Raw genomic sequence first — 13242 nt, 5'->3', positions numbered from 1 at the left:
GAAGGTCGTGAGGCGGACGGTGCGGCGCGGGGTGTGGGGGCCGGTACGCCGACCCCCACACCCGCGGATCAGCTCTGCGCGGCTAGGAGCTGGTTGACCTTGTCTTCGGCCGTCTTGAGCAGTGCGTCGATGTTCGCGTTCGGGTTCGTCAGCACTCCGGACATCGCGGCGTCGAGCACCGCGTAGATCGCCTGAGCGTTGCGCGGCTCACCCTTGATCGGCACCGGGGTCGCCTCGAAGAGGGCGAAGTTGGCGGTGTCGACGTTCGCGTTCGCCTTACGCAGGTCGAGTTCCTGCTTCTGCGCGTCGCTGCCGTTGGCGAACAGCAGCGGCTGGGGCAGACCCACCGGGTAGTTCTGCGGCTTGGCGCGCACGTAGTCGAACTGGCCCTTGCCCGGGGTCAGCTTCTGGTACGCGATCCACTTCAGACCGGCCTTGACCTGCTCCGGGGAGAGGCCCTTCTTGAAGAAGTAGCCCTCGCCACCGCCGAGCGTGCCCTTCGCCGGGCCGTCCTGGCCGGGCAGCGGGGCCATCGCCCAGTCCTGGAACTTGCCCTGGAACTGGCTGACGATGGCCTGGGTGGCGTCGGGTGCACCGATGAACATGCCGACCTTGTTGGCACCGGCGTTCGTCAGCAGGTCGCCCCACTGGAGCAGCTGACGGGCGCCCATGCTGTTGTCGCCGTACCGCATGTCCTTGAGGTTCTGCAGGACCTGCTTGCCCTGGGCGTTGTTGAAGTCGGCCTTCTTGCCGTCGGCGGTGAGCACCTGGCCGCCCTGCGAGTAGAGCAGCGAGGTGAAGTGCCAGCCGCCGGTGTTGCCGGCGCTGTACTCCGAGTAGCCGGCGATGCCGTTGCCGAGGGCGGAGATCTTCTTGGCGGCGGCCCGGACGTCCGCCCACGTCTTGGGCGGGTTGTTCACGTCCAGGCCGGCCTGCTGGAACAGCACCTTGTTGTAGATCAGACCCATCGAGTAGTTCTTCACCGGTACGGCGTACAGCTTGCCGCCGTCGGTGAAGACCTCCTTGAGCGCCGGGTCGACGCTGTCCCAGGTGGGGATGGTGTCCTTGTTGGCGTACTCGGTGATGTCCATCGCCTGGCCGGAGTCGAGCACCTGCTGGACGTCGGTCATGTAGCCGTAGAACACGTCGGTGACGGTGCCGCCGGCCAACCGGGCGGTGAAGTCCGGCGGGTTGTTGCACTGCTCGCCGACGCTCACGCTCTTGACGACGATGTCCGGGTTCTCCTTCTGGAACGCGGCGACGTCGTCGTTCCAGTTCTGCAGCAGCTCTTTCTGGGCGCCGACCGGCTGGCAGTCGACGGTGATGGTGACCTTGCCGCCGGCGCTCGCGTCCTTGTCGTCACTCTTCGTGGAGCAGGCCGTGAGGCTGAAGCCCAGGCCGGCCACGAGCGCCAGGGTGGCAGCCCTTCGGTATTGCGGTACGGACATCTGTCCATCCCTTCGGGAACGGGTGTCTCCGTGAGGTGCGCTTCTGCGGTGATACGACCTGACGCCCTGTAGCTGTGCCGGAGCCAGGTGTGAGTGGAGTCACTGTAACGAGCACGACTCATTTCAGCAAGGTGTCGACGATGTTTTGAAAGGATTCGACATCGGGGCGGCAAACGACGACAGGATGCGGGATTGCACCCGTTATGCGGCTACTTGGGCACCAAAAAGGCCGCCGACCGCGAGAGCGGTCGACGGCCTTTGCGGCGGTCGGGTCAGTAGGTCACGGGCGCGTTCATCGACTGGGCGCGGGCGCGGTGGAGCCGCGGACCACCAGTTCCGGCTCGAACAGCAGCTCGTCCTGGAGGACGCCGGCACCCTCGATCTGGGTCACCAGCAGGTCCACCGCCGCCTGACCCATCGTCTCGATCGGCTGCCGCACCGTCGTCAACGGCGGATCGGTGCAGGTCATGAACGCGGAGTCGTCGAAGCCCACCACCGAGATGTCCGTCGGCACCGCACGACCCAGCCGCCGGGCCGCCCGGATGGTGCCCAGGGCCAGCACGTCGCTGGCGCAGATGATGCCGGTGACACCGCGCTCGACCAGCTTCGTCGCGGCGACCCGGGCACCCTCCATCGAGAAACTGGACCGCTCAACGCACTCCCGCTCGGCGTCACCCCAGTCCGCGGCCTGCACCATCGCGTCCAGCTTGCGGCGGGACGGCACGTGCCCCTCCGGCCCGAGCACCATCCCGATCCGCTCGTGGCCGAGCGAGCGCAGATGCCCGTACGCCTGCTCCACCGCCACCGCGTCGTCGGTCGAGACCCGGGGAAAGCCCAGCTCGTCCACACCGGCGTTGACCAGCACCACCGGCAGGCCCCGATCGGTCAGCCGTCGGTAGTGGTCGTGCTTGGCGTCGGCGAGCGCGTACGAGCCGCCGGCGAAGATCACGCCGGACACCTGGTGGTCGAGGAGCATCTCGACGTAGTCCATCTCGGACACGCCACCGATGGTGCGGGCGCACAGGGCCGGCGTGTAACCGCGCTGGGCGAGCGTCCCGGTCACCACCTCGGCGAGCGCCGGGAAGATGGGGTTCTGCAACTCGGGCAGCACCAGCCCGACCAGCCGGGCACGCTCACCGCGCAGCTTGGTCGGTCGTTCGTAGCCGAGCACGTCGAGCGCGGTCAGCACCGCCGTCCGGGTCGCCTCGGAGACACCGTCCCGGCCGTTGAGCACCCGGCTGACGGTGGCCTCGCTGACGCCCGCCTTCTTGGCAACTTCAGTCAACCGCTTGGTCACGGCCGCAATCGTACGTCGCAAAACTGAAAGAAATGAACCGCGATTGAGGCGAAATTTGCGGCCTGACTGCCAACTCCAAGAGCAGGTCGTCTTACGTTCGGGCCATGGACCGAGGGCCAGGTCAGCTCATGGGGCCGTACGAGATCGCCGAGCGCCTGGGCGTCTCGCGCCAGCGCTTCCAGCAGCTTGCCCGGTATCCCACCTTCCCGAAGCCGTATCAGGAGCTACGGGGGACGAAGGTCTGGTTGGCCGAGGATGTCGAGGCTTGGATCAAGAAGTACCGCCAACCTCGCCCGACGGAGGACGACACCCCGGGCTGACCGAGTCGACGGCAGCGCCTCTCATCCATGTGCGTGATGACTCTGAGGCATAAATATTCCTCAGAGTCATCACGCTTGTCACGGCACCGCCCGTCAGGGCGGGCTCTGAACAGCACACGTCGTCGTCAGGACAGGTCGCGCAGCGCGTCCTCGATGGCCCGGTGGAACGTCGGATACGCGTAGATCATGTGCCGCAGTTGGCTCAGCGGCACGGCCGCGTGCACCGCCACCACGAGCGCCGACAGCACCTCACCACCGGCCGGGCCGACCGACGTCGCACCGATCAGCACGCCCTGGTCGGCGTCCGCGACGAGCTTGATGAAGCCCTCGTCGCCGACCTGGTGGATCCAGCCCCGGGTCGAGCTGCTCAGCTTGGTGAACCCGACCTGCACGTTGATGCCGCGTTCGCGGGCCTGCTGCTCGGTCAGCCCCACGGCGCCGACCTCGGGATCGGTGAAGGTCACCCGGGGCAGCGCCCGGTAGTCCGCGCGCGGGACGGTGCCGGCCGAGCCGCTCGACCCGCTGGCGGCCAGCGCGCTGGAGGCACCCATCGCGCCGCCGACCACGCTGGCCGTCCCGCTGGCGTCCGGCCCGGCCGTCGCCTGCCGGTAGTGGGCGAGCATGTCCGACACCACGATGGCCGCCTGGTACATGGCGATGTGCGTGAACGCTCCCTCGCCGGTCAGGTCCCCCACCCCCCAGATGCCCTCGGTGACGTGCATGCGGTCGTCCACCGGCAGGAAACGCTGCTTGGCGTCGACACCGACGGTGTCCAGGCCCAACTCCTCCAGGTGCGCCCGACGGCCGGTGACCACGAGCAGTCGCTCGGCGGTGAACTCCGCTCCACCACCACCGCGCAGCGTGAAACGGTCACCGTCATGGTCGACCCGTTCGGCGCGTACCCCGGTGTGGATCTCGACGCCGTCGGCGCGCAGCGCGGCGGCGGCCACGTCGGAGGCCTCCGGTTCCTCCACGGCCAGGACCCGGTCCAACGCCTCCACCACGGTCACCTGAACGCCGAAGCGCGCGAAGACCTGGGCCAGCTCCAGCCCGATCGCGCCACCGCCGAGCACCAGCAGCGACTCCGGCAACTCCTCGACCTCGATCGCCTGGTGGTTGGTCCAGTACGGCGTGTCGGCCAGGCCGTCGATCGGCGGCACCGAGGGTCGGGTGCCGGTGCCCAGGACGATGCCGTGCCGGGCCTGGAACACCTGGTCGCCGACCCGGACCCGGCCGGGGCCGTCGAGCCGGCCGCTGCCCCGGACGAACCGGCCACCCTTGCCGGTGAACCGCTCGACCGCGACCTTGTCGTCCCAGCTGTCGGTGGCCTCCGCGCGGATCCGCTTCGCGACCGGCGCCCAGTCCGGCCGGACCTGCGCGGTGCCCGCCAGCCCGTCGACCCGACGCGCCTCGGCCAGCGCGTTCGCGGCCCTGATCATCATCTTGCTCGGGATGCAGCCCCAGTACGGGCACTCGCCGCCGACGAGGTCCCGCTCGATGCCGACGACACTCAGGCCGGCTTCGGCGAGTCGTTCGGCCACCTCCTCGCCGCCGACCCCGAGGCCCACCACGACAACGTCCACCAGCTCCGGCTCCGCCACTCCGACAGCATCCCCCAGCGGCACCGTCCCGACCACCGGGGTCCGGAAAGTCGGCGGGCTCACCGCGCCGGAGCACCTACGGTGATCCGATGCACCCACGCTTCGCCCCCGTCCGGGACTGCTTCCACGACCTGCTGACCGCCGGCCGGGAGACCGGTGCCAGCCTCACCATCTGGTACGACGGCCAGCCGGTGGTCGACCTGGTGGGCGGATTCCGGGTCGGCGACCGGGCGGCCGGGCAACCGTGGCGGCCGGACACCCTGGTCAACGTCTACTCGGTCGGCAAGCCGGTGGCCGCGCTGTGCCTGCTGCTGCTCGTCGACCGGGGCCGGGTCGACCTGGACTCGCCCGTGCAGGCGTACTGGCCGGAGTTCCGTACCCCGGCCACCGTGCGACACGTGCTGTCGCACACCGCCGGGCTGCCGGCGTTTCCGGTCCCCCGGCCCGCCACCGCGGTCGCGGACTGGGACCTGCTCGCCGGCGACCTGGCCGCCGCCGAACCCGAATGGCCGCCGGGAACGCTGGCCGGCGAGCACGCCTGGACGTACGGCCACCTGGTGGGCGAACTGGTCCGCCGGGTGGACGGCCGCAGCGTGGGCCGCTTCCTCGCCGACGAGATCGCCGGCCCGTGGCAGCTCGACCTCGGGTTCGGGCTGGCGGAGACGGACCAACGGCGCTGCGCGGACCTGCGCTACGGCGACCCGGCATGGCCGGTGCGCAAGCTGGGCGAGCCGGAGACGCTGCGGGCGAGGGCGTTGGGCAACCCGGCCGGTGGGCTCGACCTCGCCGTGCTGAACAGCCCGCTCTGGCGGGCAGCCGAGATGCCGGCGGTCAACCTGCACGCCACCTCCGTGGGCCTGGGCCGGCTGTACGCCGGTCTGCTGGCCGGCGGCATCCTGGACGGCGTACGGCTGTTCAGCCCCGCCCTTGTCGACGAGGCGACCCGGGTCCAGTACGACGGGCCGGACCTGGTGCTGGACCGCCGGGTCCGGTGGACGCTGGGCATGCAGTGGGAGCCGGACCAGAGCTGGGGCATGGGCGGGATCGGCGGTAGCAGCGCGTGGGCCGACCCGGTGCGGGGCTACGCGCTCGCGTACGTCACGGCCCAGCTCGCCGAACACGACCGCGTCGACGAGTTGGCCGAAGCGCTGCACTCCTGCCTCTGATCAGCGCAGCCACACCGGATCGGTGCCGGGCACGGTGAGCGGCGGCGGATAGTCGAGCGTGCGGCGAAGGTCGTCGGGCAGCTTCCACGGCTGGTGGATGGCCTTGCCCGACACCTGCGCCAACTCCGGCACCCAGCGGCGTACGTAGTCGCCGGCCGGGTCGTACCGCTCGGCCTGCCGGACCGGGTTGAACCCCCGGTACGGCTTGGTGTCGTTGCCGGTGCCCGCCACCCACTGCCAGTTGCCCGAGTTGTTGGCCACGTCCCCGTCGAGGAGCCAGCGGAAGAAGACCCGCACGCCGGCCCGCCAGTCCTGCCCCAGGTGCTTGGTCAGGTAGCCGGCGGTGATCAGCCGGGCCCGGTTGTGCTGCCACCCCTGGGCCCGCATCTGGCGCATCCCGGCGTCCACGATCGGCATGCCCGTCCGGCCCTCGGCCCAGGCCGTGAGCGCGTCGTCGTCGTAGCGCCACTCCTCGGTGGCGCCCCGCCGGTACGCGGCCGTCGAGATCTGCGGGAACGCGGCGGTGACCTGGTAGTAGAAGTCGCGCCAGCAGATCTGCCGCACGAACGGCCCGGACCGGTCGCCGGCCCGGTTGGCCACCGACAGCGGCGACACGCAACCGAAGCGCAGGTACGGGCTGAGGCGCGAGGTGTCGTCGCCGGCCATGTCGTCGTGCTGGTCGTCGTACCGGCCCAGCTCGGGCAGCCAGTCGGCGAGCCGCTGTCGGGCGACGCGTTCGCCACCGACGGCCGCCTCCGGCGACTCCCCCGCCGGCGGTGCCGGCAACCGGCCCACACTCACCCGGTCGGGCAGCACGACCCGGCGGGGAGCGGCCAACTCCTCGCGCCACCGGGCGGCGGCCCACGCCCGGTGGTACGGGCTGAACACCCGGTAGTGGTCGCCTCCTCCGCCGGGCCGCAGGGTGCCCGGCTCGACGACCGTCAGCCCCGGGAAGAGCCGCAGGTGCAGTCGGTGCCGCTCGCACTCGTCGCGCAGGCGACGCTCCCGGCGGCGGGCGTAGTGGCTGACGTCGGCGGAGAGGGCGACGGCGGTGGCGCCGACCTTGCCGGCCAGCCGGACCGTCTCGGCCACCGGGTCGCCCCGCCGCACCACCAGGTCGCCACCGCGCTCGCGCAGCGCGTCGCGCAGGTCGGCGAGCGCCTGGTGCAGGAACCGGGTGCGGTTGGCGGACAGCCCGGCCAGGGCCGGGTCGAGCACGTACAACGGCACCACCCGGTCGAACGCCGCGCAGGTGGTGGCCAGCGCCGGGTGGTCGTGCACCCGCAGGTCGCGGGTGAAGAGCACGACCGCGGTGCCCCCGCTCACCGGGCCGCCGGCTGGACCGTCGGGCCGGGGATCGTGACCGGGGTACCCGTCGACGTCAGCAGGGCACGCGCGGCCACCGCCATCCGTCGGCGCTGCGGTACCAGGGCGCGGCGGGCGAAGACGTCGTAGTCCTGGGCGGCCACCTCGTCGAGGATGCCGCCGTAGAGCGCGTACGCCGTGCGCATGCACGCCTGCGAGGCGGGCGCGAGCATGGTGATGCCCGGCGCGGCGGCGGCGTAGTGCGCCTGGGCCCGGGTCACCTCGTACTCGATCAGCTCGCGGGTGCGGGGCGTGCCCTGCCCCCGGTCGCGGGCCTCGATCAGCTCTTCCCGGGTGACGCCGAACTTCGCCAGGTCCTCGTCGGGGAGGTAGGTGCGGCCCCGGTCGAGGTCCTCGGCGACGTCCCGGATGAAGTTGGTGAGCTGGAAGGCGAAGCCGAGCTGCCGGGCCGGCTCGCGGGCCGCCGCCGGGTCGGAGCTGCCCAGGATCGGCAACATCATGGTGCCGATCACCGCCGCCGAACCCTCCATGTAGTCGAGCAGGTGGTCGTACGTCGGGTACGAGGTGACGGTCAGGTCCATCGCCATGCTCTTGAGAAACGACGCGAAGTCGTCCCGGTCGAGATCGAAGATGGCGATCGTGTGCAGCACGGCCGGCAACAGCGGGTCGTCGACCGACGCGCCGTGCAGGCCGGCCACGAACCGGCTGGCCCAGTCGTCGAGCAGGGCGGCCCGCTCGGCGGGTGGCAGATCCTCGGTGCTGTCCACGATCTCGTCGGCGTACCGGGTGAACCCGTAGAGAGCGTGCACATGTCGTCGTTTCCACGCGGGAAGCAGCCGGGTGGCGAGATAGTAGGTGCGACCGTGGCGTTTGTGCAGCTCACGGCAACGGTCATAGGCAGCGGTGAGATCGATGTCCACCGGCCCTCCTCAAATATCGACGCACCAATCGACGCAACTGGTACCCTAGGGTACGCTCGCCCACATGGCCAACGACGCAGTTGCGGGCAACGCGGTACGTGTGGCGCCGGCGGAACCAGGCGAGCGGGACGACCCGGTCCGCGCTGTCCTGGCCGCCTACACCCAGGACCTGATCACGGCGGTCGACGAGAACCTGTCCACGTTCCTCACCGCCGAAGTCGACGCACTCACCGAGATCGACGCAGCCATGGGCGGGTTCGCGTCCGCCGCACGGGCAGCCGTGCTGTCCGGGGGAAAGCGGATCCGGTCCACGTTCGGCTACTGGGGTTGGCGCGGGGCCGTCGGTGGCGACGAACCGCTCACCGCAGTCCTACCCGCGCTGGCCGCCCTCGAACTGCTGCACACCTTCGCGTTGGTCCACGACGACGTGATGGACGCCTCCACCACCCGTCGCGGCCGACCCACCGCGCACGTCGCGCTCGCCGCCCAACACGTCGCAGCCGGCCACCGGGGCGACCCCGACCGGTTCGGCGAGGCCGCCGCCGTGCTGATCGGCGACCTCTGCATGGTCTGGGCCGACAAGCTGCTCGCCCGCGCCACCATCACCCCGGCCCGACTGTTCGAGGTCCGCCGCTGCTACGACCAGATGCGGGTCGAGACGGTCGCCGGGCAGTACCTCGACGTGCTCGGCGAGAACGACCCGGACAGCTGGTCGGTCGACCGGGCACTACGCGTGGCCCGCTACAAGACCGCCAGCTACACGGTGCAGCGACCGCTGCTCTTCGGCGCCCACCTGGCCGGGATGACGACCGACGCCGCGCTGGTCACCGCGTACACCCGCTACGGGCTGGCCGTCGGCGAGGCGTTCCAGCTCCGCGACGACCTGCTCGGCGTCTACGGCGACCCGGAGTCGACCGGCAAACCGGCCGGCGACGACCTACGCGTCGGCAAGCCCACCACGCTGCTCATGCTGGCCCGCCAACTGGCCACACCGAGCCAGCTCCGAGCGCTGGAGCAGACCGACGGCGAGCCCGTCGAACGGCTCGCCGACGTGGTCGCAGAGACCGGTGCGGTGGCCCGGGTGGAGCGGATGATCGCCGAGCGGGTGGGCGACGCCCTGGCCGCGCTCGACAGCGCGCCCGTGGACCGGACGGCGCGTACCGCGCTGACCGGGTTGGCCACCGCTGCCACCAGTCGGCGGGCCTGATGTCCGAGTATCTCGAGGAGGTGGTCACGTGCGGACGGTGACGGGACGGACGGACCGGGTGGTGGTCGTGGGTGCCGGGCTGGGCGGGCTCGCCTGCGCGCTGCACCTCGCCGGCAGCGGCCGGCAGGTGACGGTGCTGGAGCGCGAGTCGTTCCCCGGCGGGCGGGCCGGGCGGCTCGCGGTCGACGGCTACGAGTTCGACACCGGCCCGACCGTGCTCACCATGCCCGACCTCATCGCCGAGGCGCTCGGTGCCGTCGGCGAGGAGCTGCGCGACTGGCTCGACCTGACTCCGCTGGACCCGGCGTACCGGGCGTACTACCCGGACGGGTCGACCCTCGACGTACGCACCGACACCACCCGGATGGCGGCCGAGATCTCCCGGGTCTGCGGTCCCCGTGAGGCCGACGGCTACCTGCGCTTCGTCGACTACGCGCGCGAGCTGTGGCGGCTGGAGCGGGCCGACTTCATCGAGCGCAACCTGGACGCGCCGACCGACCTGATCACCGGCAACCTGCTCAAGCTGCTCACCGGCGGGGCCTTCCGCCGCCTCCAGAACAAGATCAACCAGTTCTTCCGGGATCCGCGCACCCAGCGGATCTTCTCCTTCCAGGCCATGTACGCCGGGCTCGCCCCGCACGACGCGTTGGCCATCTACGCGGTCATCGCGTACCTCGACTCGGTGGCGGGGGTCTACTTCCCCCGCGGCGGCATCCACGCGGTCTCCCGGGCGATGGCCGGCGCGGCCGAGAAGCACGGCGTGCAGATCCGGTACGACACCACGGTGACCCGGGTGGAGACCGCGAACGGCCGGGCCACCGGCGTGCTGACCGCCGACGGCGAGCTGGTGCCGGCGGACGTGGTGGTGCTCAACCCGGACCTGCCGGTCGCCTACCGGGACCTGCTCCCCGCCGCGCCCGCGCGACGCCTCACCTACTCGCCGTCCTGCGTCGTCCTGCACGTCGGCTCGCGGCAGGGCTATGCGAAGATCGCCCACCACAACATCCACTTCGGACGCGCGTGGAAGGGCACCTTCGATGAGGTCATCCGCAGGGGTGAGCTGATGACCGATCCGTCGCTGCTCGTCACCAATCCCAGCCGGACCGACCCGTCGGTGGCGCCACCGGATCGGCACACCTACTACGTGCTCGCGCCCGTGCCGAACCTCGACCGGGCGCCCTTCGAGTGGCGTGGCGACCTGACCCAGCGCTACGGCGACCAGCTCATCGCGACGCTGGAGGAGCGCGGCTACGTCGGGTTCGGCGACGGCGTCGAGGTGCTGCGGGCGATCACCCCCGCCGAATGGGCCGACCAGGGCATGGCCGCCGGCACACCGTTCGCCGCCGCGCACACCCTCTTCCAGACCGGGCCGTTCCGCCCGTCGAACCTGCACCGACACCTGTCGAACGTCGTCTTCGTCGGCTCCGGCACCCAACCCGGCGTGGGCGTACCGATGGTGTTGATCTCTGGCAAGCTGGCCGCCGGCCGGATCACGGGGGAGGGACGATGAGCAGCCGCGAGGACCATCTCGTCGAGCTGGTGGACGACACCGGGCGAGCCCAGGGCGACACCACCGTCGCCGCCGCCCACCAACCGCCGGGGCAACTGCACCGGGCGTTCTCGGTCATGCTCGTCGACCCCGACGGCCAGGTACTGCTGCAACGACGGGCCGCGGTCAAGACCCGCTTCCCGCTGCGCTGGGCGAACTCCTGCTGCGGTCACCCCCGGCCGGGCGAGTCGCTCACCGAGGCGGCCAACCGGCGGCTGCGTGAGGAGTTGGGCACCGGTCCGGTCGAGCTGAGCCAGGTCGGCGTCTACGTCTACTACGCCGAGGACCCCACCACCGGCCGCGTCGAGTTCGAGTACGACCACGTGCTGCGCGGCGACTTCCTGCCCGCCGCACCACTGCGCCCCGACCCGGACGAGGTGGCCGAACTGCGCTGGGCCGACCCGGCCGCCCTGGAGGCCGACCTCGACCGGGACCCTCGTTCGTACGCGCCCTGGCTGGGTGGAGTGGTGAACCGTCTGCTGCGCCCCTCGGGGTCCTCGTCGGACACCCCCGGCTCCACCACGACCCCGCCCGGATCACCGGCGGACGACGCGGTGGAGCGGTCGGGTGGCCGATGAGGCGTTGAGCGCGGGCGCCGTCGCGCGCCGGCTGGGGGTCGCGGTCACCACGCTGCGTACCTGGCACCAGCGCTACGGGCTCGGGCCCAGCGAGCACGTGCCCGGCCATCACCGCCGGTACACACCGGCCGACCTGGCCCGCCTCGAAACCATGCGGCGGCTGACCGCCGAGGGCGTCAGCCCGGCCGAGGCGGCCCGATGGGCCCGGCAGGCGCCGGACCGTACGCCCCGGGACACCGGCACCCGGGGTCGGCTCCGTCCGACGAGCCGCGACGGCGGCGGCGCAATCGGGGTGGGCCGCGCCGGCCCGGCGGCCCGGGGCCTGGCCCGTGCTGCCATGCGCCTCGACGCGGCGGTGATCAACGAGACGATCGCGCACACGATCGCCGCCAGCGGGGTCGTCGCTACCTGGGAGACCCTGCTGCGGCCGGTGCTCGCCGGCATCGGTGACCGGCATGTCGCCACCTCCGGCCTCATCGAGGTGGAGCACCTGGTCTCCCGGTGTGTGTCGGAGGCGTTCGCCGCGGCCAGCCGGGCCAACCCGCCCGCCGGACCCGCCCGGATCCTGCTCTCCTGCGCCGACGAGGAGCAGCACACCCTGCCCCTCGAAGCGCTGGCCGCCGCGCTCGCCGAAGCCGGGGTGGGCTACCGGATGCTGGGCGCGCGGGTGCCGGTGGCCGCCCTCGTCGAGGCCGTCAACCGGACCGGACCGGCCGCCGTGGTGCTCTGGTCACACACCCGGGCCACCGCCGATCCGGCCCAGCTCAGCGCGCTACTCGCCGCGCCCCGCCGCCCGCTGCTGATCCTCGCCGCCGGCCCGGGCTGGCGGGACGACGGGCTGCCCGCCGGAGTGGTCCGGCCGGTCGACCTGGCCGAGGCGGTCTCGCTGGCGGTGGCCGTCCGCGACTCGCTGGACCAGTCGCGGGAGGCCTGACCGACCTGTCGGCTCCCCGGTCGCTTCCACTACCGTCGAGTGGTCCGCCCACCCCGACCCTCCGGGAGCGAACAGATGCAAGCCCGCGCCGCCCTGGCGTCCGTCCTCGCCGTGGTGCTGGTCTTGTCCGGTTGCGCCCAGCCAGACACTGCCATCCACGTCGCCGGGCCGCCGTCGCCCGTCGAGTCGGCCACCGGCCCCACGCCGAAGCCCACTCCGAGCGCCATCCGCACCAAGCCCCCGAAACCGCCGCTGCGACCGCTGCCGGCGAAGCTCCCGGCCGGGCTCCGGCGCAACACCGGCGTACGGCCCGTGGCGCTGACCTTCGACGACGGGCCCAACCCCACCTGGACGCCCAAGGTGCTCGACCAACTGAAGGCGGCCCACGTCACGGCCACCTTCTGCGTGGTGGGCCGCGAAGCCCAGCGGCACCCGGAGCTGATCCGGCGGATCGTCCGGGAGGGCCACCAACTGTGCAACCACAGTTGGCGTCACGACCTCGACCTGGCCCGCCGACCGGTGGCCGACATCAAGGCGGACCTGGCCCGGACCAACAAGGCCATCCAGACGGCCGCTCCGGGCACGCAGGTGCCCTTCTACCGCCAACCCGGTGGCCGGTGGACGCCGGAGGTCCTCGCCGTGGCCAAGGAGCTCGGCATGCGCCCCCTGCACTGGGCCGTCGACCCGCAGGACTGGGACAAGCCGACCGCCGCCACGATCGCCAAGCGGGTCCATAACTCGGCACGTCCCGGCTCCATCGTGCTGCTGCACGACGGAGGCGGAAACCGGTCCGCGACGCTCTCCGCCTGCCCACACCTGATCGCCGACCTGAAGCACCGCTACGGCATCACCCGACTCAAGTAGGTGGGCTCTGACCTGCGGTTATACGGCCCAGC

At 71.7% G+C, this 13242-nt stretch carries 12 protein-coding genes; 7 read left to right on the top strand and 5 right to left on the bottom strand.

All coding sequences use genetic code 11. The features are described from left to right. Nucleotides 1-68 precede the first annotated feature (68 nt). Both ACN269_RS20840 and ACN269_RS20835 read right to left on the bottom strand, forming a co-directional pair. Nucleotides 69-1448 (bottom strand): ABC transporter substrate-binding protein, encoded by a 1380-nt coding sequence (locus ACN269_RS20840; RefSeq protein WP_421473986.1) that lies wholly within the window; start codon nt 1446-1448, stop codon nt 69-71. A 292-nt stretch (nt 1449-1740) separates the two neighbouring features. Then, on the bottom strand, nt 1741-2745 hold the full coding sequence (locus ACN269_RS20835; RefSeq protein WP_421473985.1) for a LacI family DNA-binding transcriptional regulator: 1005 nt from the start codon (nt 2743-2745) through the stop codon (nt 1741-1743). 104 nt (nt 2746-2849) lie between these two features. Between ACN269_RS20835 and ACN269_RS20830 the strand changes: the two genes are divergently transcribed. After that, entirely contained in the window at nt 2850-3065 is a 216-nt protein-coding gene (locus tag ACN269_RS20830; RefSeq protein ID WP_354853544.1) for a helix-turn-helix transcriptional regulator, read from the top strand. Between the two features lie 125 nt (nt 3066-3190). On the opposite strand, the gene ACN269_RS20825 is transcribed toward ACN269_RS20830, so the two are convergent. Next, a complete protein-coding gene (locus ACN269_RS20825) occupies nt 3191-4666 on the bottom strand; it encodes a dihydrolipoyl dehydrogenase family protein (RefSeq protein WP_421476464.1) in 1476 nt (491 codons plus the stop codon). An 89-nt stretch (nt 4667-4755) separates the two neighbouring features. Here ACN269_RS20825 and ACN269_RS20820 point away from each other — a divergent pair, with 89 nt between their 5' ends. Beyond that, a complete protein-coding gene (locus tag ACN269_RS20820; RefSeq protein ID WP_421473984.1) occupies nt 4756-5832 on the top strand; it encodes a serine hydrolase domain-containing protein in 1077 nt (358 codons plus the stop codon). Here ACN269_RS20820 and ACN269_RS20815 read toward each other — a convergent pair whose 3' ends face one another. Both ACN269_RS20815 and ACN269_RS20810 read right to left on the bottom strand, forming a co-directional pair. Beyond that, complete coding sequence (locus tag ACN269_RS20815) at nt 5833-7158, bottom strand: cryptochrome/photolyase family protein (protein WP_421473983.1); 1326 nt, start codon at nt 7156-7158, stop codon at nt 5833-5835. Next, nucleotides 7155-8078, bottom strand: coding sequence for a phytoene/squalene synthase family protein (locus ACN269_RS20810; RefSeq protein WP_421473982.1), 924 nt, complete (start codon nt 8076-8078; stop codon nt 7155-7157). Before ACN269_RS20810 ends, ACN269_RS20815 begins: the two co-directional genes overlap by 4 nt. A 64-nt stretch (nt 8079-8142) precedes the next feature. On the opposite strand from ACN269_RS20810, the gene ACN269_RS20805 reads away from it, so the two are divergent. The 5 genes from ACN269_RS20805 (at nt 8143) to ACN269_RS20785 (ending at nt 13210) form a co-directional block, all read left to right on the top strand. After that, the gene (locus tag ACN269_RS20805) at nt 8143-9285 is read left to right on the top strand and encodes a polyprenyl synthetase family protein (RefSeq protein ID WP_421473981.1); all 1143 of its coding nucleotides are present in this window, start codon (nt 8143-8145) and stop codon (nt 9283-9285) included. A 28-nt stretch (nt 9286-9313) separates the two neighbouring features. Beyond that, entirely contained in the window at nt 9314-10795 is a 1482-nt protein-coding gene (crtI, locus tag ACN269_RS20800; protein ID WP_421473980.1) for a phytoene desaturase family protein, read from the top strand. After that, a complete protein-coding gene (gene idi, locus ACN269_RS20795) occupies nt 10792-11412 on the top strand; it encodes an isopentenyl-diphosphate Delta-isomerase (RefSeq protein ID WP_421473979.1) in 621 nt (206 codons plus the stop codon). Before crtI ends, idi begins: the two co-directional genes overlap by 4 nt. Next, nucleotides 11402-12346, top strand: coding sequence for a MerR family transcriptional regulator (locus ACN269_RS20790; RefSeq protein WP_421473978.1), 945 nt, complete (start codon nt 11402-11404; stop codon nt 12344-12346). Before idi ends, ACN269_RS20790 begins: the two co-directional genes overlap by 11 nt. A 75-nt stretch (nt 12347-12421) precedes the next feature. Continuing rightward, nucleotides 12422-13210, top strand: a complete 789-nt coding sequence (locus tag ACN269_RS20785) for a polysaccharide deacetylase family protein (protein WP_421473977.1) — start codon at nt 12422-12424, stop codon at nt 13208-13210. Nucleotides 13211-13242: the final 32 nt, after the last annotated feature.

Origin of the sequence: Micromonospora sp. WMMD736, assembly GCF_049179015.1 — a bacterium.
In the GTDB taxonomy this organism is placed as follows: domain Bacteria; phylum Actinomycetota; class Actinomycetes; order Mycobacteriales; family Micromonosporaceae; genus Micromonospora.
Note: the sequence above shows the minus strand (reverse complement) of the source record. Positions and strands in the feature narration are given on the sequence as shown.